This window comes from Acetobacter sp. AC2005, assembly GCF_037901235.1.
Lineage (GTDB): Bacteria > Pseudomonadota > Alphaproteobacteria > Acetobacterales > Acetobacteraceae > Acetobacter > Acetobacter oryzoeni.
Map to the genome: position 1 here is coordinate 1,348,473 of NZ_CP149625.1, position 24,028 is coordinate 1,372,500.

Genomic DNA, 24,028 nt, shown 5'->3' on the forward strand with positions numbered 1-24,028 from the left:
ACAAAAATATACACAGTCTGAGTATGGTAGAACTTCTATAAATGAGGGTATTTTTAATTCAATGACAGGAACCCGCCAAACAGATCCGATGCAGTGGGTGCATATGGTTCCGGAGCTGGCATTTCTGGCTGATTCCTCTTTTGTTATTGGAAAACCAGAGCAGTCAGATCCGTTTGTTTGTGAGAAGCGTAACGGAGTATGGGGGCCTGTTTTTGGGGAAGCGTTTCTGGATAATAAAGAGACAGCTTGTTTTTATGCACGCATGGCGCTGGAGATGGTTTTTCTGCTGAACAGCCTCTCTGCACATAATGTGAAAGAATATTTAAATCGTATCTGGGTGGCTTGTGCACGCAGTGCTGCACGTAAGTGGAAGGCTTCAGGCGGGGCTGTAAAGAGCAATCCTGAAACATGGATTGAAGTGCTGGCAGCAGAGACATTGCCAGACATGGAATGGTTGCAGAAGGTATGCCGGCAACAGGTATCTTCTGTGTTTCCAGCCATAAATGGCCCACATGTTGTTTCTGCCCAAACAGAAAATGATGATGATTTTTGCCTGTGGGTGCAGCGCGTGTGGCCCTATCTCGGGTCATCCGATGTGCTGATGGCCGAAGGCGGGGATGAAAGACTCGGGCTTGATCCGCAAACTCATCAAAACCGTTATGGCTGCACCTATCGTCCTTCAGCAACAGGTGGGCAGTATTCTTCTTCCACGGCATCATCTCCCTCACTACATGCGTTTAATGCAGTGGAACGATGTCGGTTAGAACTGGTGCGGGATATGTTGACGCAGCCCCCAGAAAAGCCGTTGCTTGCGTTGGCAGAGGGTATCAAGGCTTTTTTGGCGCAATACTATGGTGTTGAAAAACCCGACAACTGTATTTTAGCGTCATCAGGCACAGATTCTGTACTGGCTGCGTTGGCTCTTTCTTTAGTTGTTAACCCAGCTGTAGGTGTGGTGTTGGCCGGGGTGGAGGAAACCGGCAGCGGTGTGCCATTGGCAACGCAGGGGCGGCATTTTGCCAACACAACTGCATTGGGGTTCCGTGTTCGTAAAAGCGAGAAAATAGCAGGTTTTCCCGCAGGGACGCAGTTGGTGACAGCCCCGTTGCGCACCGAAAACGGCAAACTGAATTCTCGGCAAAATATTTTCCATATTTGCCAGCAGCAGATTCATAACGCCGTACAAGCCGGACAACGCGTGCTGCTCTATTTGCTGGATACCTCAAAAACCGGTCAGCTTGTTCCCGATATGCAGGTGGTGCAGGCATTATGCCATACATATCCGGGCCAGATTGATGTTGTGGTTGATGCGTGTCAGGCGCGCCTGATGCCGGAGCGTATAAAGGCCTATTTGCAGCAAGACTGGGCTGTTATGGTTACGGGGTCCAAATTTTATACAGGCCCGGCGTTTTGTGGGGCGCTTTTATTGCCAGAAACATGGCGGCAACGGTTGGATGATGCTGTGTTGCCATCGGGGTTGGTGGCCTATTTCAATCAGGCAGAATGGCCAGCCTGTAACGCAACGGCTTCTTTAAACAATGGGTTTAATTTGGGGCTATTGCTACGCTGGGTGGGTGCTTGTGCTGAAATCAGACATTTCGCCAATGTGCCTGCTTCAGAAAAAATGAGTCGTTTGGAGCAGTTTCTGAGTGGCATACGCCATATTCTGGAACAGGATCAGACAATAGAACTGTTGCCAGATGCCTTGGTAAAGCGGGATGCCTTGCCCAACGCGTGGGATCAGCAGCAGACCATTTTTTCTTTTCTGATACATGCTGGGGGCAACAGTGGCATGACCCCCGTTCTAAATCTTGCGGAATGTCGTCAACTACATGTGTGGTTAAAGCAGGATATTTCTGGCTATCTGCCATTTGGCTGCCCAGATACTGCGCATCAGATTATGGCCAGAAGTTATCAGCTCGGGCAGCCTGTTGCTGTGCCCTATGCACGGGTGTGCGGACAAATGGCCGGTGCTTTAAGAATTTCTGTGAGTGCACGCCATATTTCTGGCTCAGATATGCCTGCAGGCATGGCGTATCAAACGTATGTGGAGCAGGAGATACAAAATGTTCAGAATGCGCTGGAAAAAATTTCCCTGATCCTGCGCTATTGGCCGTTTTTACAGAAGGCGGAGGAAAAGCCTGCTTCTGGTCAGCTAGAAAACATGGTGGGTGTTGAGGCCGAAGCATTGCTCCCTGTTGCATTGTAGGGGTAGCCATTTCGGCTCTTGCGTCGTCGGTTGGCTGGCCGCACAACACACTCTATGAATGAAATAAGAGACCTTCCCAAAGTTTTACCCTCATCTCAGGATCATTTTCTGGATGGCCCCAAATTGGCACCGGGTATTACGCGCTTCTGGCTGATCCGCCACGCATTGGTGGAAGAAAACGCCCGTATGTGCATGTACGGCGCAATGGATGTGCCTTTGTGCCCAGATAGCCTTATTGCACAACGGCCGATGTATCGGGCACTGGCAGAACGTTTGCCCAAGCCTGCGCATTGGCTTGTAAGCCCGTTATCTCGCACACAACGCACAGCGCAGGCCGTGCAGGAAGCAGGATATGGCCCAGCCAAGCTGACAGTGGAGCCAGATCTGATCGAGCAGAACCTAGGCTCATGGCAGGGTCTGCCTTATGAGGAGTTGCCGCAATATCTTAATCTTGCGCCGCATCCATTCTGGGCTGTTGGGGCAACGGAATGCCCGCCCGAAGGCGAAAGCATGATTGATGTTTGCGCACGTGTTGGCCGCTTGCTGGACAGGCTGGCAGACAAATATGCACATCAAGATATTATAGCGGTAACGCATGGTGGAGTGGTGCGTGCGGCTTTGGCCCATGCCTTGCGGATTCATGCCGAAACGGCACTTCATTTTTCCGTGCAGAATCTGGCGCTGACCATCTTGGAACGTTTGGAAGTGGGCTGGCGCGTTGTCACTGTGAATGAATTGCCCGGCGTATAAGCCGGGCCCAGCCAAGATTGCTGCGGAAAAGCCCACCATGCCGGGTTTACGTGGCGGTTTAACTTCCTATGTTTTGTGTATGAGCCATTACGGTATGGCCATTTCTTCCTGAAGGGTTGTCGTGCATGTCTTCTTCCTCTCAGCATCCGGGTGCTCTCGCCGTTACGGACCAGCTGTTTTTTCATCGTCCCGATGCGCAACTGCATAAAGATGATGCGGAAAAGCTGACAAAAACGGCATTGGCTGGAATGGAGGATGGTGAGCTTTTTCTGGAATACAGAGAAAGCGAAGGCATTGCTCTGGATGATGGTGTTATCCGTTCGGCATCCTTTAATACAAGCAGCGGGTTTGGCTTGCGCGCTGTATTGGGGGAAGAAACAGGTTTTGCCCATTCGGATGAACTCAGCCGTTCTTCCTTGCAGCGTGCCGTAGATGCCGTAAGTGCCGTGCGTGCAGGGCGCTCTGGCCAGATGGCGGCACCGCCACGGGCTACCAACCAGCGGCTTTATACAGATGCCAACCCACTGGGTGATAGTGATTTTGCTACCCGCTCTGGCCTGCTTTCAAAAATAGATGCCTATGCACGTGGCAAAGATAGCCGCGTGGTGCAGGTTATGGCCTCCCTTTCGGGGGAATGGCAGGCGGTGCAGATCATGCGGGCCGATGGCACACGGGCGGCAGATTTGCGCCCATTGGTGCGGCTGAATGTATCTGTTGTGGTGGAACATGATGGCAAGCGTGAAAGTGGCAGTTACGGGCTGGGTGGCCGGTATGAAATTAACCGCTTGCTGAATGAAGAAACATGGCAGGGCGCTGTGGATGAAGCCTTGCGGCAGGCATTGGTTGCTTTGGAAGCCCAGCCTGCGCCAGCTGGTGCCATGGAAGTTGTGCTGGGTGCCGGTTGGCCCGGCATTTTGCTGCATGAAGCCGTTGGTCACGGGCTGGAAGGTGATTTTAACCGCAAAGGCACGTCCGTATTTGCTGGGCGTATTGGCAAGCGTGTGGCATCCCCCGGCGTTACGGTGGTGGATGATGGCTCTCTACCCGATCGGCGCGGAAGCCTGACCATAGATGACGAAGGCACGCCCACAGGCCGCACAGTGTTGATTGAAGATGGTATTTTGCAGGGATATCTGCAGGACAGGCTGAATGCTCGCCTTATGGGTATGGCCCCTACGGGGAATGGCCGCCGCCAGTCTTACGCACATATGCCACTGCCGCGTATGACCAACACCATTATGCAGCCCGGATCTGCAACCACGGAGGAAATGATTTCTTCTGTAAAGCGCGGTTTGTATGCGGTGCACTTTGGCGGTGGGCAGGTGGATATTACCTCGGGTAAGTTCGTGTTTGCAGCATCCGAAGCCTATCTGATCGAAAATGGCCGCGTAACGGCCCCCGTAAAAGGTGCAACCCTGATTGGAAGCGGGGCGGAGGCCATGACACAGGTTTCCATGATTGGTGGTAATTTGGAATTGGACCCCGGCATTGGCACCTGCGGTAAAGCCGGGCAGGGCGTGCCAGTTGGGGTTGGCCAGCCCGCTCTTAAAATGACCGGCCTGACAGTGGGCGGCACGGCTTAAGGATTTTTTCAGCCAAATGCTGTTGGGCTGAGTGTTTCTGTTCTCTGCTCTCTCATGCTAGAGCGTCTGTCTGCTGGTTCTGCCCTGCAGACAGGGGCCGGAGAGAAGGGACAGGATAAATGGTCGAGAACGGGTTTAAGAGTTCTTTCATGCGGGAAGCCGCTGCGCGCGGCTTTATTTTTCAGTGCACGGATGCCGATGCGCTGGATGCGCTGATGGCAGAAAAATCCGTGGCGGCCTATATCGGGTTTGATCCTACGGCAGATAGCCTGCACGTAGGCAGCCTTATCCAGATTATGATGTTGCGGCTGTTGCAAAAACACGGCCACCGGCCAATAGCGCTGGTGGGTGGTGGCACAGCCCGTATTGGTGATCCATCCTTCCGGGAAGAAGCCCGGCGGTTGATGACGGAAGATATCATCCAGACCAATCTGGCTGGTATTGAAGGCTGCTTGCGCCAGTTCCTTACCTTTGGTTCTGGTGCATCTGAAGCAGCGCTTGTGAACAACGCAGATTGGCTGGACAAGCTGGCCTATATTGACCTTCTGCGTGATGTGGGCGTGCATTTTTCCATCAATCGTATGCTGGCGTTTGATTCCGTCAAAAACCGCCTTGAGCGCGAGCAGGGGCTGACGTTTCTGGAATTCAACTATTCCATTCTTCAGTCCTACGATTTCCGCGAACTGAATCGCCGCATGGATGTGGTGTTGCAACTTGGTGGGTCAGACCAATGGGGCAACATTATTTCCGGTGTAGAACTGGTGCGCCGTACGGATCAGAAAAGCGTTATGGGGCTGACAACGCCGCTGCTTACAACGTCATCTGGCGCCAAAATGGGTAAGACAGCCAACGGTGCTGTATGGCTGTCTGAAAAACGCTTACCGGTGTTTGATTACTGGCAGTTCTGGCGCAACACGGAAGATGCAGATGTAGGCCGTTTTCTGCGCCTGTTTACCGAATTGCCGCTTGAAGAGTGCGCGCGTCTGGAAGCTCTGCAAGGTGCGGAAATTAACGAAGCCAAGAAAGTTCTGGCAACAGAAGCCACAGCCTTGTGTCATGGGCGAAATGCCGCTTTGGCTGCAGCAGAAGCGGCCCGTCAGACGTTTGAAGAAGGCCGCGTAGCTGCGGCAGACCTGCCGGTGCATGAAGTGGCAGAAGCCGATATGGCCGCAGGTATTCCGGTTTTTCGTCTGTTTGCAGAAGCAGGACTGGTTAAAACAAACGGAGAAGCCCGGCGTTTGGTACGTGGTGGCGGGGCGCGTCTCAATAATGACGTGATACAGGATGAAAATAAGCTGATTACACAGCAGGATATGGTTGATGGTGCCATCAAACTTTCTGCTGGCAAAAAACATCATGTTTTGGTGAAGGTTGGGGCTTCAGCCTGATAGACCGATAAGGAGGCTACCGTGAAAAAACTGGCGTTAAAACTGTCTGCTCTGGGGCTGCTGTGCAGTCTGAGCGCATGCGGTGGCCCCTATTATGGAGATGGTGGCCTGTATTATCCTTACGGATATTCAGGCTATGGCCCCGTATATGATGATTATTATGGTTACGGCGTTTGGGGCGGCGGTGGCCGCGGCCCGCGGCCGCCGCGCCCAGGTTTTGGCCCGCCGGGGGGGCGTCCCGGTGGCCATGGTGGGGGTATTGGCCCTGGGCCACGCCCAGGTGGTGGCGGAGGTGGTCGTCCACCTGGTGGAGGAGGCCCCGGTGGCGGGCCAGGCGGCGGCGGTCATCCCGGTGGCCATGGTGGACCCGGCGGCCCCGGTGGTGGCGGTCACAGATAATCTTGCTACGGCAGCATTTTTCAAAGTTTGAAGAGTGCTGCCTTTTTACCGGGAACGGTTTTTTGCTTACCTAATCAGTTCTGAACAGATGGGTTTTATCGTTTCTCTGCGCAGGGGCTGATGACGTGCTGTACCCTAAAAAAATAGCTTATGTAATTAACTCGCTAGAAGGTGGCGGCACAGGGGCTATGGTGCCCTCCATTACCGGTTTCTTTCGGGCGCGTGGGTGCGAGGTTGGCGTATTTGTGCTGACCCCGCGTGATAGGCGGGCAGAGCCGGCACTCCAAGCGGCAGGGCTGGACATACATATTAGAGAAGGTGGAGAAAGTGATCACCTTCAGGCCTATTTATGGCTGCGCCGTAAACTGGCAGCATGGCACCCAACCCAGATTTGGACATCCTTAACCCGCTCTACTCTGATTGGGCAGCAGGTTGGGCGCGGTTTGGGGGTGCCGGTTATCAGCTGGCAGCACAACGCATTTTTGAAACCGGGCAATATCCGCCTTTTGCGGGCCGCCAAATCTCTTTCAAAACTGTGGGTGTGTGATTCGGAATGCGTGGCAGATATCACGCGCGAACGGCTTAAACTTCCTGCAAATAAAGTTATGTCTTGGCCGGTTTTTCAGGCCTCGTCGGATATTAAGCCAGCAGAGCCTTGGAGGCCGGGAGAAGTAATTCGCGCAGGTTCACTCGGGCGGCTGCATATCGCCAAGGGATACGATATTCTATGCACAGCTCTTCAGCGTTTGCAGGCTTATACATCCTTGCCAGCGTTTGAAGTGACGATAGCAGGAGAGGGGCAAGAACGTGCCCACCTTGAGCAGATGGCAAGAGCATTAAAGCTGACGAATATTCGTTTTTCAGGCTTTGCGTCTTCGTCTCAGAACTTTTTGCAGACCCAGCATCTTTATCTTCAGCCTTCCCGGCGGGAAGGATTTTGCATTGCTATGCATGAGGCCATGCAGGCAGGTTTACCTGTAATTGGCAGTGATGTGGGGGAAATGGATCGGTCTATTGTAGAAAACGTAACTGGGTGGAAGGTGCAACCTGAAGACCCAATTATGCTGGCCGATACATTGGCGGCAGTGCTTGCACAGCCAGAGAAGCTTTCTGAAGTTGGTCAGAATGCCAGACAATTTGTGTTGGAAAAGTTCAGCAAAGAAAAGTTTTTTGAAAATGGCGATGCCATTTTTCGGCAACTGGCACGGCAGATTTAAAATACCTCAAACGCAGTAGGCCAAAGTGGCCACGTTTAAAGTGGCAAACACATTTCTACTTTGCGCAACGCAGAGCAAAAAAGCGATTCTTGCAAAATGTAGAGGAGAGACTGGTGCTGCTGGACAGGATTGAACTGTCGACCTCTCCCTTACCAAGGGAGTGCTCTACCACTGAGCTACAGCAGCATAGTCTGCGGGCGTTCTAGCTGTTCACGCGGAACGCCGCAAGACCAGATACGGTAAAAAAGACGAAAAAATTAATCGTCCCGGTGGGTTTTTTCCATGCGCTCGTGCTGTTCCTGCGCTTCAATGGAAAGTGTGGCAATCGGGCGTGCTTCCAGCCGTTTCAGGCCAATGGGCTCACCCGTTTCTTCACAGTAACCATATGTGCCGTTTTCAACCCGCTGCAACGCAAGGTTGATCTTGCCAATCAGCTTACGTGCGCGGTCTCGCGTGCGCAGTTCCAGTGCACGATCTGTTTCTACGCTGGCACGGTCAGTAATGTCAGCTTCATGGATGCCGCCTTCAGAAAGGCTGGCAAGTGTATCTCCTGCTTCTTTAAGAAGGTCGGCGCGCCATTTAAGCAATTTCTGCCGGAAGTACTCCGTCTGAAGAGGGTTCATGAACTCTTCATCTTCAGAGGGGCGATAATCTGGCGGTAAGGTAATCATGTCTGTCGTCAGCCTTTGCAATGACAGGCAGCCTGCCTTGAAAGAATGACGCGGCTTATAGCGGCATCCCGCTCACCCGCCAACAATTTTATGGGGCAAAAACGCAGAAAAGAGACACAGGATAAAGTAAGAGTAAGAAAAGACTACATTTAAAATGAGTAATGAAAAAATATTTTAAGAAAGTTCCCTGCTGTATAAACACTTTCTTAACACAATTATGCACGTTTTTGTGAGCTTGATGCTGCGATAAGCCACCCAACGAACATAAAAATCCACCCCGCTGTGGGGAAAGAAAAAACAGCGCTGGTGGAAGTAATCGGCCACAACAGAATGCAACAGGTCACAAACAGCATGGCTTGCTGCGGATAATGCTCTACATCTAGCGCGCGCCACCCCGTGCGCAACCATTGAAAAGCCAGTCCTATAAACACCATAAGCCCCGGTAAACCGGCTGTTGTGGCAATTTGTAGGTAATAGTTGTGAGGATGAATATTACATCCCCGATCCGTATCATTTGTAAGTGTTTCTATGCCCAGAAAAGAGAAGGCGTGGGTTTGAATAGGGACATGGCAGAAATTTCTAAAGCCATCCATACCCAGTCCCATCCAAGGATGTTGGGCAACCATGGTGATGGCAGAACGGAAAAGCTTGCCATAATCGCTTTGGGCGAAATGATGCAATTGGTCTGAAAATTTCAGAACCAGCTTGGCGTAAACGGGAGGAGAGATCACCGGGAGGCTGGCAATTAACCCACCCGCACAAGCAAGAATGAGGCCAAAGGGCAGGCGAAAACGGGGGAAGATAAACGCTGTAAGAGACAGGCCAAAAAAGAGCAGCACACAGCTCATACGTTGGCCGATCAGCACCATGGTTGTAACGCCAAACAACAGGAGCGCACAGCCAAGCCCCCAAGATTGCAGCTTATTGTGGCGTAACAGGCGTAAAACGCTCGGCATAATACCGGGAAAAAACAGCATCAGCAGCGTAAAACCCGCGCGGGGCTTTGTGAATGGGCCTGTCAGGCTGCCATCACCCCAGCGCGGCATCCCCATCATATTTGTGCCGGTTAGATACTGTTGCCAGCATTGGCTTATCAACCACAAGGCTGCCAGTAAGCAGATTCGTTCCAGCCAGATGCGCCGTGCTTCGGTGGCAAGAAGCCAGCATTGTAGCGCCACACAAAACAGGAAAAGTCGAGGCAGGCAGAGTGCCTGCACCCATGCTCCTGTAATGCCAATATGTACGGAGGAAAGCAGGCATAGCCCACAAAATAATGCGGCCAGTTTAAGCCAGGGTTGTTTAACCCATTGCCAATTTTGCAGCAGGCAACAGTGCAGCAGAAATAGCCCACCAATAACAGAAGCAAATGTGTCTGAAAGAGCGCGGCTATAGAATAGAAAAAACGGGAAGATGCTCAGACACACCAAGCCTGCTGCTGTTAGATATCCAGCCAGCTTGACACGGAGTGGGGAGGAAACAGCAAGGGGCATGTCTGGAATGGATAAGGCTGGCTACCCGATAGTGTAGCCAGCCCCCAATCAGTTTGAATGATTAGAAAGGGATTTCGTCATCAAGATCGCCGTTGCCGCCAGATGCATCCCAGCCGCCGGAGCTATTGCCACCGCTGCGTTGTGCTGGTTGCTGGCGTGGAGCGGATGATGGGGCGCCATAACCACTGCCGCCACTGTTATAACCACCGTAGCTGCTGCCGCTTCCGCCACCAAAGCCGCCGCCTTCACTTTCGCCTTCGCCACTATTGCGGCTATCCAGCAGCACCAGCTCACCACGGAAACGGTCAATAATCACTTCCGTTGTATAGCGTTCCTGCCCACCCTGATCTGTCCATTTACGGGTTTGCAGGGAGCCTTCCAGATAAACTTTGCGGCCTTTGCGCAGGAAACGTTCGGCTATATCTGCCAGACGTTCATTGAAAATGACCACGCGATGCCATTCTGTGCGTTCACGTCGTTCACCAGATGCGCGGTCATTCCATGTGTCACTGGTGGCCAGAGAGAAGGAAACAATTTTTGCACCGCTCTGGCTGGAACGCACTTCGGGGTCCTTGCCCAGATTGCCGACCAGAATAACCTTGTTAACGCTGCCAGCCATAAATGCCGTTACCTTCTATTTGCGTAAAATTCGTTTTCGTTCTGCCTATGTAGCGCACTGGCCGAACAGGTGAAAGCTTAAAGCCGCCAGATAGAAAATCGGGCAGCACCATGCTGGCGTTCTGCCAGAAAAGCAGGTGTGCTTGCTGTTTGCGGCGCTTCTTCTTCGTTGGAAAAAGGCAAAGGTTCCTCACGCCCGGTTTCAATAACCGCAATGGCATTGGGGGCAATCCAGCCTTTGCTTTGCAAGGCATTGAGGGCGCGCTCAGGCAGATTTTGATGATAGGGTGGGTCCAGAAACACTAACCCAGCCGGGAAAGTGCTGAGAGGTGGTGATGTCACATCCCGCGCAATTACGGTGCAGTTCTCTTCCCACTTGCAGGCTTGAATGTTGGCCCGTAGCGCGGCGAGGGCAGGGCGGCTCGTTTCGAAGAAAGTTGCATGCTTTGCCCCGCGAGAAAGGGCTTCCAGCCCCAGCGCGCCGGTGCCAGCAAAAGCATCCAGCACATGCGCTTCAGAGATAAGCGTAGGCCCACCCCAAGGTGCATGCAGCAGCATATCAAACAAGGCCTGTCGCACCCGGTCTGCCGTGGGGCGTGTGGTCTGTCCCGCTGGGGCTGTTAGCAACCGCCCCTTACGGCTGCCAGCAATAATCCGAACCATTAGTCTGCCTGTTTTGCGGGTGCACGCCGGGCTGGGGGAGCCTTTTCTGTTGCTTTGGGCAACTGATCACGCAACACGCGGGGAGAAACTTCTTCCAGTTCACGGCGCTGCAGGGTGCCGAGTTGGAAAGGCCCATAGCTAGTGCGTATCAGGCGGCTGACATGCAGGTTCATGCCCGCCATCACCTTACGGATTTCGCGGTTTTTGCCTTCCTTGAGGGAAACGGTCAGCCACGCATTGTCTCCCTTGCGCGAATCCAGAACAGCATGAATGGGGCCATAACGCACACCATCAAACACGCTGCCCTGAGCCAGACTTGCCAAACGTTCTTCATCCACTACGCCAAATACACGCACGCGGTAGCGGCGTAGCCAGCCGTTGGAGGGAAGCTCCAGCCTGCGGGCCAGTTCACCATCATTGGTGAGCAGCAGCAGCCCTTCACTGTTCAGATCAAGCCGCCCAACGCTAATAACGCGTGGCATGCCTTCTGGCAGGGAGGCAAAAACCGTTGGCCGGCCTTCTGGGTCTTTATGTGTTGTTACCAAGCCATCCGGCTTATGGTAGCGCCACAAACGTGTGCGTTCTGGGGCAGAAACGGGTTCCCCATCAACCTGCACAATATCGCCATTTGTTACAAAGGTGGCAGGGTGTGTGACCGGTTGGCCATTCAGGCGGATACGGTTTTCCTCTATCATGCGCTCCGCATCACGGCGGCTGGCAACGCCACTACGGGCCAGCCATTTTGCTATGCGTTCCCCTCGGGTTTCCTGCGTCACGCTGAATCTCCTGCTGCCTGTATGAAGGCTTTGAAAAGTGCTTTGTCTGCTGGGTCTATGCCAAATTCCGGGTGCCATTGCACCCCAAGGCAGAAAGAATGTGTGGGATCTTCAATCCCTTCAATAATACCATCTTCTGCCACGGCGTTAATAATGCCACGCCCCGGTGTTTTGACAGCCTGATGATGTGAGGAATTAACACCCATATGAGTGCGGTTGGCCGTGCATCGGGCCAACAAGGTATCGGGTGTTATTGTCACACTATGGCTTGCTTCATCCCGTGGGTTTGGTTGCTCATGCGGAAGGGCCGATGGGCATTCTTCCGGGATGTGCTGGATCAGGTTGCCACCAAGGGCCACGGCTATAAGTTGCATGCCACCGCATATTCCCAAAATTGGCATATCACGCTGTAGGGCTGCGGTTAGATAAGCAGCTTCAGCCTGCGTGCGGCGGGGGCGCAAGTTTATGGTGGGGTGAACTTGTGTTTCCCCATACAAGGTGGGGTCAATATCAAACGCGCCACCTGTTATAATCAACCCATCCAATAGGTGCATGTAATCGGCACAAAGCTGCGGGAATAAAGGGAGCGCAATAGGTAAGCCGCCCGCAGTGGAAACGGCAGACATATAATTTTCCCGCATGGCATACCATTTGAAGCGGGAATAACGGCCTTCGCCACCCTCTTCCAAATCAAGCGTAATACCAATAACGGGGCGTTTTTTCATCATATGCCACTAATCCTGAAAGAACGGGGGAGGGAGAGGGGTAAAGACCGTTCTTTCAGGGGGTATGTAGCAAAGAATGAGCGCGGGAAACAAAAACCCGTGCAGTCAATTCGTTTCTGGCCTGTCTGTTAGCGGGACAGAAAGGAAGGAATACTGATAGGGAGCGTTTTGGTGGCGGTAGGAGGTGGAGCCAAGGTTGCTGGCTCATAATTGACGCCATCTGCGATGGCGAGACCAAATCCTATGGCCGCAGCAGCCAGAATGAAAGACAGGCTATGCATGTTTCTGACCCTCCTCGCTCGGGTTTGGTATGATTGCAAAAGAGCAATCCCACAAGGCATCCTCACGCTCTGTTACAGAACGGATTAAGGCTCCTTTAAGGCAGGATGACAAAAAAGCATGCACGATTGCAAGAAAAATCTGGATTTTTTCTGCCATATAAAAGCGAAAAAAACCTGAACGTTTCGGATTGAAAAGAGTAACATTTCGTGAGCACACGGCATGACTAAACAAAACGGCATGGCACTTGCGTTAGAGCAGGCTCAGCTTGCTGCTGAAAATGGAGAAGTGCCCGTAGGCGCCGTGCTGCTGGATGGCAATGGAAATGTGCTGGCACAGGCAGGCAACCGGGTAGAAGAACTGCACGATCCATCAGCTCATGCTGAAATGTTGGTCATGCGTGAGGCCGTGCAGCAGCGGCAGGGGCAAAAGCTGGCAGATTGCACTTTATTTGTCTCGCTCGAACCATGTCCGATGTGTGCGGCGGCTATGGCGCATTTTCGGCTGGGGAGGGTGGTGTTTGGTGCGTATGACCCCAAAGGGGGTGGCGTAGAGCACGGAGCACGCTTGCCCCATCGGCCTGAAACCTTACATCATATGGAGGTTATAGGCGGGGTAAGGGAGCAGGAAGCGGCTGAAATGTTGAAAGCTTTTTTCCAGAAATTACGCAGCCGATAACATCTTGTGAAATTATGAAGATACGGCTTTTTTTTCTTGGTTAAGAAACCATGTTAGCGTTGTAGGCGTAAGGCACTGTAAACTCTGGGCAATCTGTGGTGGCTGCCGGAGCTGGGTGTTTGGACCGTCCGGGAATTGTCCTGTCGGGATAAAACAAGGAACAGTCGAAGTCGTGATGTCGGGAAAATCTGTGACAAAAGTTTGGGCGCGGAACAGACGCCGTAATTGGATGTCAGCCCTGCTGGCAAGCTGTGTATTGGTAACAGCTGCCGCTCCATGGTGCAGCACGCCAGCACGCGCAGAAGCTGATAGTGTTATTAAGCCCAACACCCCTACTTCTCAGCGGATTCCAGATTTTGTCAGTCTGGTTAAGCAGGTTAAGCCGGCTGTGGTGTCTATTACATCCATGATCCGGGCAGATGCCGTGGAGAATGACGGCGGTGGTATGGGTGGAATGCCCTTTCCATTCCCGTTTCCTTTCCAGATGATGCCGCAGCCATCGCACCAGACGATTGAGGCCAGAGGCTCCGGCTTCCTGATTTCAGCCGATGGGTATGTGGTTACCAACAACCATGTGGTGAAAGGCGCCACCAAGGTTACGGTGACACTGGATGATGGCACAACGCTGCCCGCTAAAGTGGTGGGGCGTGATGGCAAAACCGATCTGGCACTGCTGAAAGTTACAACCTCCGAAAAATTGCCCTTTATTGAATTGGGCGAATCGGATGATGTGCAGCCCGGTGAATGGGTTATTGCCGTTGGCAACCCGTATGGTCTGGGCGGCACTGTGACGGCTGGTATTGTTTCTGCCCGTGGCCGAGATATTAACGAAGGCCCTTACGACAACTTCATTCAGGTGGATGCGCCCATCAACCGCGGGAACTCTGGTGGTCCGCTGTTTACGCAAGATGGTAAGGTTGTGGGGGTAAATACCGCCATTCTTTCACCTTCTGGCGGTGGTTCCATTGGTATCGGGTTTGCAATTCCATCGGATACCGTGCGCAATGTGGTCGAGCAGCTTCGTAAAACTGGCCATGTGGTGCGGGGCTACTTGGGTGTAAACGCACAGGTTATCTCCCCCGTTATGGCGCGTGCGCTTGGCTTGCCTGCCCCCGCTACGCCCGGAGCGCCGCCAATTGGGGCGTTGGTGGCAAGCGTAAGCCCCGGGAGCCCGGCTGAAAAAGTTGGTTTGAAATCGGAAGATGTGATTACCGATTTTAATGGGCAGAAGGTCAGCAACCCGCATGATCTGGCCGTGCGCGTGGCGTCTATGGCCCCGGGTAAACAGGCGACAATTGGCTACTTGCGAGGCGGTAAAGCCCAGACAGCTACTGTCACCATCGGAGATCTGAAAACCGCTTCCAGTGATGGTAATAGCGGCAGCAATACAGATGTCGCACGTGGGCAGCGGCTTGGTATTGCCTTGGCTCCTCTTTCTCGCGATGTGCGCCAGCAGTTGGGGCTTTCAACAGATGTGCGCGGCGTTGTTGTAAGCGACGTTGATCCTGGTTCCCCAGCAGATCAGGCTGGGATTCGGCCGGGGGATGTTATTCAGGCGGTTGGTAGTCAGGCCGTGGATTCCCCACGTGCAGCAGTTGCCAGCGTAAAGTCGGCATTGGCTGCCAAAAAACCGGTGCTATTGCGGGTTCTGCGCGATAATCAGTCCCTGTTTATCGCGATCTCTCCAGATGGCGGAAATAATGCTCCATCATCTGATGACAGTGGTGATGACGACGATAACTAAAAGGCTCTCGTAGTCTGAAATGTTGAAAAGGCTGGTCCAGAAATGGGCCAGCCTTTTGCTTTTAAAAGCTAAACAGATTTCAGGCCGTAAGCGATGTCTTGCAGATTAGGTAGAGATAGAATGCGAATGCAGTGATTTTCTGTGCCAGAAATAATTTTATCACGGCGGAGGGCGCTGATGGTGCGGCTTACCGTTTCAATCGTCAGGCCAAGATAGTCTGCAATATCCACCCGAGTCATGGGTACAGAAGCTGTGGTTTCTGCATCAGGGTCGTGCGGGTGTGTGCGATGATATTGCTTGATGCGATCTAATAGAAAACTAGCCACTTTTTCCTTGGCTGTTTTGCGCCCCAAAAGCAGCATCTGCTCCTGTGCATCAGTCAATTCATTTGTAACGGCTGAGAGCAGATGACGGGCGAATCGTGGGTATTCTGCCAATAAATTTTCTATCTGCGTATGTGTGCAGCGGCACAACAATACGCTGCTTACGGTTTCCGCCCCAAAGGAATAAGTGCGCGAGTTGCTAAGGCCAACAAACTGTCCTGCATCTGCAAAGCCAGTAATCTGGCGGCGGCCATCAGGAAGAGATTTAAACAGCTTAACTGTGCCATTGATAACGTTGAAAAAGGCAGATGCAGGCGTGCCCTCTTCAATCACGGCTGTGCCTGGTGGCAGAGTAATCTGGCGTGTTGCCTGCGCCAAAACCGCCACATCCTGATTTTCTATGCTGCTGCAAAGATTATAATCGCGCACCTTGCACATCAAACACCGGGCGGACTCGGTATCTGTGCGCCCAGTGCGTTTGCCAGTGGAGTGGAGTGCCTGAGCAGAAGGAGAGGGTGGCATGGGAGCAGAATCCGGAAAGCCCGGTACCTTCAGCATTATGGCGAACGTGCTGGACCGGAAAGAAAAAAGAATGTGTTGCGTAAATATTATGTCATTGTTGATATAAATCAATAATGCGCCGATGTCTGGGGCAGATTGGTTACAATTTACCTTGGATATAGCCCTTAAAATGCGCTGTGATTAAAATGACACAGTATTGTCGCATATGAGGCGGAGATGCCTGATATTTGATCTAAATCAAGGCCGGAAGAATGGGCGCATGATTTTTCCCGCTTCAGATATCGTTCTCTAGCGCAGTGGAAAGACACACAGGCATGGTCAAGTTCCGTTCCCTATTTACGGCAGTGGTGGCTGGTGTTGCCGCTCTGGCCGGCACCGCCAAGGCTCAGACGGCAGCTCCTAACGCAGCATATGTGAATGCACCGGTCATGCAGCGCATTCCCGATGCACCAAAGCCGGGCGCAGGGCATTGCGGTCTGTTTGAAACCTGCGCCAGCACCAAAATTGGTCTGGGCCGTGGTGACTTCATGATCCGTCTGTCTGGCGTGGGTGTTCTGCCGCAGGACCGTGATAGTAACGTGAGCCTCAGCACGAATAGCGGTGGTAGTTACACGCATCTGAACCACACGCATCTTTCCACCACTAATCAGGCCATGCCGGAACTGACGGTGGAATACTTCATCACAGATAACCTGTCTGTGGATCTGATTGCCACCAGCACCCGTCATGAAGTGGCTGCTCTGGGTAGCGATGTGCCTTCACTGGGCGGGCCCCGTAAGCTGGATGTTGGTAGCGCATGGGTTCTGCCCCCTACGCTGACATTTGCTTGGCATTTCCGTCCGCATAAGCGCTTCAACCCGTATGTGGGTGTGGGTGCAACGGCTATGTGGTTCCACAACATGAACGGTAATCACGGTGCAGCTTTGGGTCTGACCAAGCTGAACGCTGGCTTCACCGGTGGTCCTTCTGTGAACGTTGGTTTCGATTATCAGATCGTCGGCAACTGGTTCTTCAACGCAGACGTCAAGCAGATGTTCGTGCGTATGCATGCTTGGGTTGAAAACCCTGCTGAAACTCTGAAAGTAAAAGCACACGAATCTCTGGATCCGACAGTGGTTTCCGCTGGTATTGCTTACCGGTTCTAAGAGATATTATGGGCGCGGCATCTGTATCTGATCTGATTTCCCGCTACGGTGGGAATCTGCCACGCTATACAAGTTACCCGACCGCAGCCAGCTTTACGGAGGCGGTCGGCCCCCAACAGGTTGCAGGCTGGCTTAAAGCTTTACCTGAGAATGAACCTGTCTCCCTCTATTTTCATGTTCCTTTTTGCGATGAACTCTGCCGGTTTTGCGGGTGCAATACATCCGTTATGCGGCATGAGGATGGGCGCCTAGCTTACGGTGACCTCCTGCGTGAGGAAATGCGTCGTATTGTGGCCCTTGTGGGGGAACAGCGCACAGTAAGGCATGTGCAGTTTGGTGGCGGCACGCCTACCACTTTGCCGCCGCATGCCTTACGGCAGATCATGCGTTCTATCCGAACATTCTTTCAGGTTGATCCGCAGGCTGAATTGGCCATGGAGCTTGATCCACGGCATGTGCCGCAGGATTATCCGGCTTTGTTGGGCGATCTGGGTTTTACACGCATCAGCCTTGGCGTGCAGGATCTGGAACCTCGGGTGCAGGAAGCATGTGGACGCCATCAGTCCTTTGAGCAGACAGAAGCCAGTATTCAGGCGGCGCGTGCTGCGGGCGTATCTGGCGTTAATATTGATCTGATTTACGGCTTACCGTACCAGACGGTTGAAAGCGTGGGTGAAACCGCGCTGAAAATTGCATCATTACGGCCAGACCGGTTGGCAGTATTTGGATATGCCCATGTGCCGTGGAAGCAAAAACGGCAGCGTTTGATACCGGAAGCATCCTTGCCAAAATCTGATGAAAGATTGGCGCAACGGGCGGAAATAGACAGAGTTTTGCAGGCGCAGGGGTATCAACCTATAGGGTTGGATCATTACGCTTTGCCAGAAGATGGTTTGGCTCAAGCTGCGCAAGCAGGCACGCTGCATCGTAATTTCCAAGGTTATACAACAGATTCCTGTCCTGTTTTGTTAGGTATGGGGGCTTCTGCCATTTCCATGCTGCCAACTGGGTTTGTTCAGAACATTACAAGTGTGGCGGCTTATGCGCGGGCAATGGCTGAAAGTGCAGATTCCCTCCCCGTAGCGCGGGGTGTTGCTTTTACCGAAGATGACAAACTGCGCGGAGCCATTATCGAACGCATTATGTGTGATATGGCCGTTGATCTTGCGGATGTAGGGCAAGGGCAGGATTTTTCTGAAGAACTTGCGCAACTCCATCCGTTTGAGCAGGATGGATTGGTAAAGATTGAAGGCCAGAAAATCAGCGTTACAATGTTTGGGCGGCCTTTTGTAAGGCACGTAGCTGCAGTGTTTGATACGCGGCGGCGTGCTTTGCAGCAGCAGGCCCAAGGTGCTGGGCAAGGTGCTTCACCACAGTTTTCTGCTGCCCTTTAAGTAGAACCAAACCTTGATTGTGCCAGTATTTTGGCGCAAGTAAGGAAAGCTTCCCATGAAAGGGAGCTATGCAAGACAGCCATAGCGGTGTCTTTTACCCAGCCGATATTCTGTGACAGCTGAAGGATCGGACGCCATGAGTCCTGATGCCACTGCTCCCGATCAGAGCGTGACGTTTTCTCTGCCAAATCTGCTGGCGCAAACGCCAGTGGCTTCTGACCCTTTTCCACATTGGATGCTGGAACACGTGCTGGAACCAGATGCCTGTGCGGCATTACTGGAATGGGATCCGGGCGAGTCGGCTATTGCAGGAGATGTGGGCGGTCGGCGTGAAACGCGGAACAAGTCTCGCGTGTTTGTTGATCCAGCCGTTCGGCAACAGGATGAACGCCTAAACCGTATGGCGCATTTGCTGGATAGCGCTGCCATGCGGCAGGCTTTTGAACGTATCTGCAACGTGCAGTTGGATACGGCAGCACTGCGGCTGGAATTGTGTCTGGATTCGGATGGTTTTTGGCTGGAACCACATACAGATATCGGCGCTAAAAAACTTACCCTGCTTATCTCTCTTTCCACCGGAGAAGGGGCCGATGAACTGGGGACAGACCTGATGACTCCAGATGGCCAATCAGTTGTGCGGGCTTCAGGTGCGTTTAATTCGGCGGTGCTTTTTATTCCGTCGGATAAAACCTGGCACGGCTTTGTAAAGCGGCCCATTAAAGGTACGCGCCGTACCTTGATTGTTAATTTTGTTGATCAGGACTGGCGTGCCGTGCACGAACTGGCGTTCGGGCCGCGTTCTGTTCAGCACTGATTTTTCTGACATGGCTGTTTCTGGCAGAACGGGCCTGCGTGCCCGTTTTTGCAATTCTGCGCCAAATCGGGTTTAGGGAAGCAGCATATCTTTAAACGGGGATAAAACGGGAATGAGCGAGCCTGTGCGGGAATCGATGGAATTTGATGTCGTTATTGTTGGGGGTGGCCCTGCTGGGCTGGCCGCGGCAATTCGGCTACGCCAGCTTTCTCCAGATCTGAGCGTTTGCCTGATTGAAAAAGGCAGCGAGATCGGAGCGCATATTGTTTCTGGGGCCGTGATTGAACCCCGCGCACTGGCAGAGCTTATTCCTGATTGGAAAGAACGTGGTGCACCGCTGAACACACCGGTGACATCAGAAGATATGCTGTATCTTACCGAAACTGGCAGCCTGCGTGTTCCGCTGCTGGATAAGGTTATGCCGCATATGGCAAACCACGGGAACTATATTGTTAGCCTTGGGGAAGTCTGCCGTTGGCTGGCGACGCAGGCAGAAGAACTCGGGGTGGAAATCTATCCGGGTTTTGCGGGTGCGGATGTCATTATCGAGCGCAACCGTGTGGTTGGTGTTGTGACTGGTGATATGGGTGTGACCAAGGAAGGCACACCCGGCCCTAATTATCAGCCCGGTATGGAACTGCGCGCCCGTTATACCCTGTTTGCAGAAGGGTGCCGTGGCTCCCTGACCAAGCAGGTGATGGCGCATTATGATTTACGCAAAGATGTAGACCCGCAGACATACGGACTTGGCATCAAGGAAGTATGGGAAATTCCGGCAGAAAAACATCGCCCCGGTTTGGTGCAGCACAGCTTTGGCTGGCCGCTGGATGACAGCACCTATGGCGGCGCATGGTTGTACCACTTTGGTGAAAATCTGGTGTCCTACGGCTTTGTGGTGGGGCTGGATTACGCAAATACGTGGCTTTCTCCGTTTGAAGAAATGCAGCGCATCAAGTTGCATCCGGCATTCCGCCAGCATCTGGAAGGTGGCCGTCGCATCTCTTACGGTGCGCGTGCTCTTTCCGAAGGTGGGTTGCAGGCTATTCCACGTCTCACTTTCCCCGGTGGTGCACTGATTGGGGATTCCGCGGGCTTTCTGAACGTGCCTAAAATCAAGGGCACTCATACAGCCATGAAGTCTGGCATGCTGGCAGCGGAAGCTGTTGTGGAAGCCATGAAAACCGACCGTGTTGAACCTGGTGTCTTTACAGAAAAGGTGCGGCGTTCTTGGTTGTGGCCAGAACTGCGGTCTGCCCGTAATATTCGTCCGGCTTTTGCGCATTTTGGTGCCAAGGGTGGTGCTATTTATGCAGCTATTGATGCCATGCTGCTGCGTGGCCGTGCACCGTGGACACTGCACTTTAAGCATGAAGACAGCGATACCCTTAAACCTGCGTCCCTGTCTGAAAAGCCTTTCTATCCGAAGCCAGATGGCAAGCTGACATTTGATCGTCTTTCCTCGGTCTTCCTGTCCGCTACCAATCATGAGGAAGATCAACCGGTGCATCTGCGCCTGCGCAACCCCAGCCTGTGGAAACCGGTGAACTGGGATGTCTTCCGTGCGCCGGAAAGCCGTTATTGCCCCGCCGGTGTGTATGAAGTGGCAGATGAAGCCACGAACCCACATTTGCAGATTAACGCGCAGAACTGCGTGCACTGCAAAACGTGTGACATTAAAGATCCTGCCCAGAATATAGACTGGACCACGCCAGAAGGTGGTGGTGGGCCTAATTATCCGGCCGGTATGTGAATTTGGAGTAAAGTACGGTAAGGCTGCGTCCGAACCATCCTGCGTCTGCAAGCGAAAGAAGTCATGAAGATACTTGTACCTGTAAAGCGGGTTGTTGATTACAACATCAAACCGCGTGTGAAGGCAGATGGCAGTGGTGTTGATACCACTGGCGTCAAGATGTCCATGAACCCGTTTGATGAAATCGCGGTGGAAGAAGCTGTGCGCCTGCGCGAAAAAGGTGCGGCTTCCGAAGTTGTTGTGGTTTCTGTTGGTGTTCAGAAGGCGCAGGATACACTGCGTACGGCCATGGCTATGGGCGCAGATCGCGCCATTCTGGTTCTGTCAGAAGAAAGCCCCGAACCGCTGGCCGTAGCCAAAGTGCTGCGCAAGCTGGTGGAAAAGGAAGAACCGGGCCTGGTTATTCTGGGCAAGCAGGCCATTGATGATGATATGAATGCCACAGGCCAGATGCTTGCTGGTCTGCTTGGTTGGGGGCAGGGCACGTTTGCCAGCAAGGTAGAAATTGCTGATGGCCATGCACGTGTCAGCCGTGAAATTGATGGTGGCACGGAGGAAGTTTCCCTTACGCTGCCCGCTATTATCACGGCCGATTTGCGCCTGAACGAACCACGCTATGCTTCTTTGCCAAATATCATGAAGGCCAAGAAGAAGCCGCTGGAAACCATTGAAGCCGCCGAACTGGGTGTGGACATGAAGCCCCGCCTGAGCATTGTTTCCGTGGCAGAGCCGCCGGAACGCAAGGCTGGCATCAAGGTTGGTTCCGTTGGGGAACTGGTGGAAAAACTGCGTAACGAAGCAAAGGTGATCTGATCATGACCGCTCTTGTTCTTCTGGATCATGAAGAAGGCCAGATCAGAAAGGCCGCTCTGTCTGCTGTAACGGCAGCCGCCCAGTTGGGTGATGTGCATGTGCTGGTGGCGGGTGATGCCTCCATCGCACAGGCTGCGGCTGCTGTGCCCGGCGTTGCCAAGGTGCTGCATGCAGCAGATGCACGTTATGCACACGAACTGGCTGAACCTCTGGCTGCTTTGATTGTTTCTCTGGCAGGCCAGTACGATCATATCGTTGCTGCTGCAGGTGCTACGGGCAAGAACGTGCTGCCACGTGCAGCTGCTCTGCTGGATGTACAGCCTATTCCAGATGTTATCCGCATTGTGGATGCAGAAACATTTGTGCGCCCCATTTACGCTGGTAATGCTCTGGCCACTGTTAAGTCTTCAGATGCCAAAAAGGTGCTGACGGTGCGTAACGCTGCTTTTGATGCTGCTGCATCTACAGGTGGCAATGCTCCGATTGAAGCTGTGGACGCGGTAGATGCCCCTGCAGTTTCCAAGTTTGAGACTGTTCAGCTGTCTGATTCCGAACGTCCAGACCTAGAAACGGCCCGTGTGGTTGTGTCTGGTGGTCGTGGCATGCAGAGCGAAGAAAAGTTCCATGCTCTGGATCCTCTGGCAGATGCCTTGGGTGCAGCTATTGGTGCTTCTCGCGCTGCTGTGGATTCTGGCTTTGTGCCGAACGAATATCAGGTGGGGCAGACAGGCAAGATTGTTGCGCCTGAACTGTATATGGCCTTTGGTATTTCCGGCGCTATCCAGCATCTTGCCGGTATGAAAGACAGCCGCGTGATTGTGGCAATCAACAAAGACCCAGAAGCTCCCATTTTCCAGGTTGCTGATTACGGAATCGAAGCAGATCTGTTTGAAGTCGTGCCGCAGTTGGTTGAAGAGCTGAAGAAATAAATCTTCGCTTTTAAACTATTTGCTTAAGCAACCCCGCATACATCCATGTGTGCGGGGTTTGTTTTTAAGTGGATATTGATGCGCCGTAAGTCGCCAGAAACATGCTTACAGAGGTATGAATAACTTTTTCTTCGTCCTCAGCCATATTGTCATAGGGCATGTTAAAGCGCTTTCTATGTGCAATCCGTGTCTGGCAAAGTGAGAAAAACTGCTCTGCGGCAAAAACAGGGTCATCCGTTTTTAATGTGCCGCGCTGGGTTTGTTCGCGAATCCAGTTAGACAGAGTTTCAATGGCAATCCGCGGGCCGTGAGACCAAAAGATGGTTGCAAGCTGAGGAAAGTGCGGAGCCTCAGAAACAATCATTCTGTAAAGCATCAAGCTTTCGGGCTGGGTAATCAACTGCACCATGGCGCGGGCTACGGCGGTAAGAGTTTCTTTGGGGGAAGCTTCTTTTTGCACCGGAGCAAGTGCTGGGGGAAGTTTTTCCCGACAGCATTTTTCTACAAAAGCCCCAAAGAGATCCGCTTTATTGGTGAAATAATTATATAAAGTGCCTTTAGAAACCCCAGCCTCCCGCGCAATGGCGGACATACTGGCGCCTTCATAACCGTGTTCTGCAAACACGTTATAGGCCCCTTTTAAAATCTGCTCTCGCTTTGCTTCTGATTCCCCAGTGCAGGCAGAAGTAAGGGAGGAAGGGGAGGAAGATTCAGACATCAGGATTTCAGACTTTAAAGATCAGGCGATTGACGCACAGAGGAAAGAAGGTAGGTTACCATGCTGACCGAACTGGTCGGTCAGTGCAAGGGCTGGTATTTTCTATCAGGCATATCATTTTCGGTGAGGGTGAACGGGTGGCAAAACGGAATGCACAGCGCACAGGCGCGTTGGCGCTGGTTTTCATGCTGGCGGGGTGCATGGTGGGGCCAGATTATAAGAAGCCAGATACATGGTCTCCCTCTCAGTGGCAGCGTGCGGCAGATAAAGATACATCACAGTTGCTGAGTGTCCCCACAACGCAGGCGCCCGATCCGCAGTGGTGGGCCATTTTTAATGACCCCGAACTGACTTCGCTTGAAAAACGTCTGGCAGACCAGAACCTTGATGTACAGCAAGCTACTGAACAATTTGCGGTTAGCCGTGGCCA

General features: G+C 52.8%; 24 protein-coding genes and 1 tRNA gene (1 of these 25 running past the window's edge). 15 read left to right on the plus strand and 10 right to left on the minus strand.

Annotated elements, in window-relative coordinates; translation table 11 throughout:
* Positions 1-61: 61 nt before the first annotated feature.
* The 6 genes from QQM41_RS06580 (at position 62) to QQM41_RS06605 (ending at position 7,546) form a co-directional block, all read left to right on the plus strand.
* Positions 62-2,209 carry a GMP reductase gene (locus QQM41_RS06580; RefSeq protein WP_339078044.1) on the plus strand — a complete coding sequence of 716 codons (2,148 nt, stop codon included), beginning with the start codon at positions 62-64 and terminating at the stop codon, positions 2,207-2,209.
* A gap of 54 nt (positions 2,210-2,263) precedes the next feature.
* Positions 2,264-2,959 (plus strand): histidine phosphatase family protein, encoded by a 696-nt coding sequence (locus tag QQM41_RS06585; protein ID WP_050818801.1) that lies wholly within the window; start codon positions 2,264-2,266, stop codon positions 2,957-2,959.
* A gap of 125 nt (positions 2,960-3,084) precedes the next feature.
* Positions 3,085-4,542: a metalloprotease TldD gene (gene tldD, locus QQM41_RS06590; protein WP_050818800.1), complete on the plus strand. Its 1,458-nt coding sequence runs from the start codon at positions 3,085-3,087 to the stop codon at positions 4,540-4,542.
* Positions 4,543-4,661: 119 nt separating this feature from the next.
* Complete coding sequence (gene tyrS / locus QQM41_RS06595) at positions 4,662-5,930, plus strand: tyrosine--tRNA ligase (protein ID WP_050818798.1); 1,269 nt, start codon at positions 4,662-4,664, stop codon at positions 5,928-5,930.
* Positions 5,931-5,951: 21 nt separating this feature from the next.
* A complete protein-coding gene (locus QQM41_RS06600; RefSeq protein WP_339078045.1) occupies positions 5,952-6,329 on the plus strand; it encodes a hypothetical protein in 378 nt (125 codons plus the stop codon).
* Between the two features lie 125 nt (positions 6,330-6,454).
* Positions 6,455-7,546, plus strand: a complete 1,092-nt coding sequence (locus QQM41_RS06605; protein WP_339078046.1) for a glycosyltransferase family 4 protein — start codon at positions 6,455-6,457, stop codon at positions 7,544-7,546.
* A 111-nt stretch (positions 7,547-7,657) separates the two neighbouring features.
* Here QQM41_RS06605 and QQM41_RS06610 read toward each other — a convergent pair.
* The 8 genes from QQM41_RS06610 to QQM41_RS06645 all read right to left on the minus strand — a co-directional run bounded on the left by QQM41_RS06610 (position 7,658) and on the right by QQM41_RS06645 (position 12,770).
* A tRNA-Thr gene (locus QQM41_RS06610) sits at positions 7,658-7,732 on the minus strand.
* 71 nt (positions 7,733-7,803) lie between these two features.
* Entirely contained in the window at positions 7,804-8,217 is a 414-nt protein-coding gene (gene dksA / locus QQM41_RS06615) for an RNA polymerase-binding protein DksA (RefSeq protein WP_003626519.1), read from the minus strand.
* 215 nt (positions 8,218-8,432) lie between these two features.
* Complete coding sequence (locus QQM41_RS06620; protein WP_339078047.1) at positions 8,433-9,707, minus strand: O-antigen ligase family protein; 1,275 nt, start codon at positions 9,705-9,707, stop codon at positions 8,433-8,435.
* Between the two features lie 61 nt (positions 9,708-9,768).
* Positions 9,769-10,326 (minus strand): single-stranded DNA-binding protein, encoded by a 558-nt coding sequence (gene ssb / locus QQM41_RS06625; RefSeq protein ID WP_339078048.1) that lies wholly within the window; start codon positions 10,324-10,326, stop codon positions 9,769-9,771.
* A gap of 77 nt (positions 10,327-10,403) precedes the next feature.
* The gene (gene rsmD, locus QQM41_RS06630; protein WP_339078049.1) at positions 10,404-10,988 is read right to left on the minus strand and encodes a 16S rRNA (guanine(966)-N(2))-methyltransferase RsmD; all 585 of its coding nucleotides are present in this window, start codon (positions 10,986-10,988) and stop codon (positions 10,404-10,406) included.
* Complete coding sequence (locus QQM41_RS06635) at positions 10,988-11,764, minus strand: pseudouridine synthase (protein ID WP_003626510.1); 777 nt, start codon at positions 11,762-11,764, stop codon at positions 10,988-10,990. The genes rsmD and QQM41_RS06635 overlap by 1 nt, the downstream gene beginning before the upstream one ends.
* A complete protein-coding gene (locus tag QQM41_RS06640; RefSeq protein WP_339078050.1) occupies positions 11,761-12,492 on the minus strand; it encodes a gamma-glutamyl-gamma-aminobutyrate hydrolase family protein in 732 nt (243 codons plus the stop codon). The genes QQM41_RS06635 and QQM41_RS06640 overlap by 4 nt, the downstream gene beginning before the upstream one ends.
* Before the next feature lie 125 nt (positions 12,493-12,617).
* The gene (locus QQM41_RS06645; protein WP_003626506.1) at positions 12,618-12,770 is read right to left on the minus strand and encodes a hypothetical protein; all 153 of its coding nucleotides are present in this window, start codon (positions 12,768-12,770) and stop codon (positions 12,618-12,620) included.
* 220 nt (positions 12,771-12,990) lie between these two features.
* Between QQM41_RS06645 and QQM41_RS06650 the strand changes: the two genes are divergently transcribed.
* On the plus strand, positions 12,991-13,446 hold the full coding sequence (locus QQM41_RS06650; protein WP_339078051.1) for a nucleoside deaminase: 456 nt from the start codon (positions 12,991-12,993) through the stop codon (positions 13,444-13,446).
* 175 nt (positions 13,447-13,621) lie between these two features.
* Positions 13,622-15,190 (plus strand): Do family serine endopeptidase, encoded by a 1,569-nt coding sequence (locus QQM41_RS06655; RefSeq protein ID WP_339078052.1) that lies wholly within the window; start codon positions 13,622-13,624, stop codon positions 15,188-15,190.
* A 68-nt stretch (positions 15,191-15,258) separates the two neighbouring features.
* Here the strand turns inward: QQM41_RS06655 and QQM41_RS06660 are convergent, their stop codons facing one another.
* Positions 15,259-16,071, minus strand: coding sequence for a helix-turn-helix domain-containing protein (locus QQM41_RS06660; protein WP_339078053.1), 813 nt, complete (start codon positions 16,069-16,071; stop codon positions 15,259-15,261).
* Positions 16,072-16,349: 278 nt separating this feature from the next.
* Between QQM41_RS06660 and QQM41_RS06665 the strand changes: the two genes are divergently transcribed.
* The 6 genes from QQM41_RS06665 (at position 16,350) to QQM41_RS06690 (ending at position 22,880) form a co-directional block, all read left to right on the plus strand.
* Positions 16,350-17,180 (plus strand): OmpW family outer membrane protein, encoded by an 831-nt coding sequence (locus tag QQM41_RS06665; protein WP_339076646.1) that lies wholly within the window; start codon positions 16,350-16,352, stop codon positions 17,178-17,180.
* Positions 17,181-17,188: 8 nt separating this feature from the next.
* Positions 17,189-18,574, plus strand: coding sequence for an oxygen-independent coproporphyrinogen III oxidase (hemN, locus tag QQM41_RS06670; RefSeq protein WP_339076647.1), 1,386 nt, complete (start codon positions 17,189-17,191; stop codon positions 18,572-18,574).
* Between the two features lie 136 nt (positions 18,575-18,710).
* Entirely contained in the window at positions 18,711-19,388 is a 678-nt protein-coding gene (locus tag QQM41_RS06675) for a 2OG-Fe(II) oxygenase (RefSeq protein WP_339076648.1), read from the plus strand.
* A gap of 112 nt (positions 19,389-19,500) precedes the next feature.
* Complete coding sequence (locus tag QQM41_RS06680) at positions 19,501-21,138, plus strand: electron transfer flavoprotein-ubiquinone oxidoreductase (protein WP_339076649.1); 1,638 nt, start codon at positions 19,501-19,503, stop codon at positions 21,136-21,138.
* Between the two features lie 63 nt (positions 21,139-21,201).
* Entirely contained in the window at positions 21,202-21,951 is a 750-nt protein-coding gene (locus tag QQM41_RS06685) for an electron transfer flavoprotein subunit beta/FixA family protein (RefSeq protein ID WP_019088899.1), read from the plus strand.
* Positions 21,952-21,953: 2 nt separating this feature from the next.
* A complete protein-coding gene (locus tag QQM41_RS06690; RefSeq protein WP_339076650.1) occupies positions 21,954-22,880 on the plus strand; it encodes an FAD-binding protein in 927 nt (308 codons plus the stop codon).
* Between the two features lie 64 nt (positions 22,881-22,944).
* On the opposite strand, the gene QQM41_RS06695 is transcribed toward QQM41_RS06690, so the two are convergent.
* On the minus strand, positions 22,945-23,598 hold the full coding sequence (locus tag QQM41_RS06695; RefSeq protein ID WP_339076651.1) for a TetR/AcrR family transcriptional regulator: 654 nt from the start codon (positions 23,596-23,598) through the stop codon (positions 22,945-22,947).
* A gap of 83 nt (positions 23,599-23,681) precedes the next feature.
* On the opposite strand from QQM41_RS06695, the gene QQM41_RS06700 reads away from it, so the two are divergent.
* Positions 23,682-24,028 carry the 5' portion of an efflux transporter outer membrane subunit gene (locus tag QQM41_RS06700; protein ID WP_087651628.1) on the plus strand. Its footprint extends 1,243 nt past the window's final position, so 347 of the gene's 1,590 nt are visible here — the first part of the coding sequence; the start codon lies at positions 23,682-23,684; its stop codon lies beyond the right edge, outside the window.

Excerpts from the sequence above, each read along its gene's own strand:
- QQM41_RS06580 (WP_339078044.1), top strand. The coding sequence starts at position 62 with ATGACAGGAACCCGCCAAACAGATCCGATGCAGTGGGTGCATATGGTT.
- QQM41_RS06585 (WP_050818801.1), top strand. The coding sequence starts at position 2,264 with ATGAATGAAATAAGAGACCTTCCCAAAGTTTTACCCTCATCTCAGGAT.
- tldD (WP_050818800.1), top strand. The coding sequence starts at position 3,085 with ATGTCTTCTTCCTCTCAGCATCCGGGTGCTCTCGCCGTTACGGACCAG.
- tyrS (WP_050818798.1), top strand. The coding sequence starts at position 4,662 with ATGGTCGAGAACGGGTTTAAGAGTTCTTTCATGCGGGAAGCCGCTGCG.
- dksA (WP_003626519.1), bottom strand. The coding sequence starts at position 8,217 with ATGATTACCTTACCGCCAGATTATCGCCCCTCTGAAGATGAAGAGTTC.
- QQM41_RS06620 (WP_339078047.1), bottom strand. The coding sequence starts at position 9,707 with ATGCCCCTTGCTGTTTCCTCCCCACTCCGTGTCAAGCTGGCTGGATAT.
- ssb (WP_339078048.1), bottom strand. The coding sequence starts at position 10,326 with ATGGCTGGCAGCGTTAACAAGGTTATTCTGGTCGGCAATCTGGGCAAG.
- rsmD (WP_339078049.1), bottom strand. The coding sequence starts at position 10,988 with ATGGTTCGGATTATTGCTGGCAGCCGTAAGGGGCGGTTGCTAACAGCC.
- QQM41_RS06640 (WP_339078050.1), bottom strand. The coding sequence starts at position 12,492 with ATGATGAAAAAACGCCCCGTTATTGGTATTACGCTTGATTTGGAAGAG.
- QQM41_RS06645 (WP_003626506.1), bottom strand. The coding sequence starts at position 12,770 with ATGCATAGCCTGTCTTTCATTCTGGCTGCTGCGGCCATAGGATTTGGT.
- QQM41_RS06650 (WP_339078051.1), top strand. The coding sequence starts at position 12,991 with ATGACTAAACAAAACGGCATGGCACTTGCGTTAGAGCAGGCTCAGCTT.
- QQM41_RS06655 (WP_339078052.1), top strand. The coding sequence starts at position 13,622 with ATGTCGGGAAAATCTGTGACAAAAGTTTGGGCGCGGAACAGACGCCGT.
- QQM41_RS06660 (WP_339078053.1), bottom strand. The coding sequence starts at position 16,071 with ATGCTGAAGGTACCGGGCTTTCCGGATTCTGCTCCCATGCCACCCTCT.
- QQM41_RS06665 (WP_339076646.1), top strand. The coding sequence starts at position 16,350 with ATGGTCAAGTTCCGTTCCCTATTTACGGCAGTGGTGGCTGGTGTTGCC.
- hemN (WP_339076647.1), top strand. The coding sequence starts at position 17,189 with ATGGGCGCGGCATCTGTATCTGATCTGATTTCCCGCTACGGTGGGAAT.
- QQM41_RS06675 (WP_339076648.1), top strand. The coding sequence starts at position 18,711 with ATGAGTCCTGATGCCACTGCTCCCGATCAGAGCGTGACGTTTTCTCTG.
- QQM41_RS06680 (WP_339076649.1), top strand. The coding sequence starts at position 19,501 with ATGAGCGAGCCTGTGCGGGAATCGATGGAATTTGATGTCGTTATTGTT.
- QQM41_RS06685 (WP_019088899.1), top strand. The coding sequence starts at position 21,202 with ATGAAGATACTTGTACCTGTAAAGCGGGTTGTTGATTACAACATCAAA.
- QQM41_RS06690 (WP_339076650.1), top strand. The coding sequence starts at position 21,954 with ATGACCGCTCTTGTTCTTCTGGATCATGAAGAAGGCCAGATCAGAAAG.
- QQM41_RS06695 (WP_339076651.1), bottom strand. The coding sequence starts at position 23,598 with ATGTCTGAATCTTCCTCCCCTTCCTCCCTTACTTCTGCCTGCACTGGG.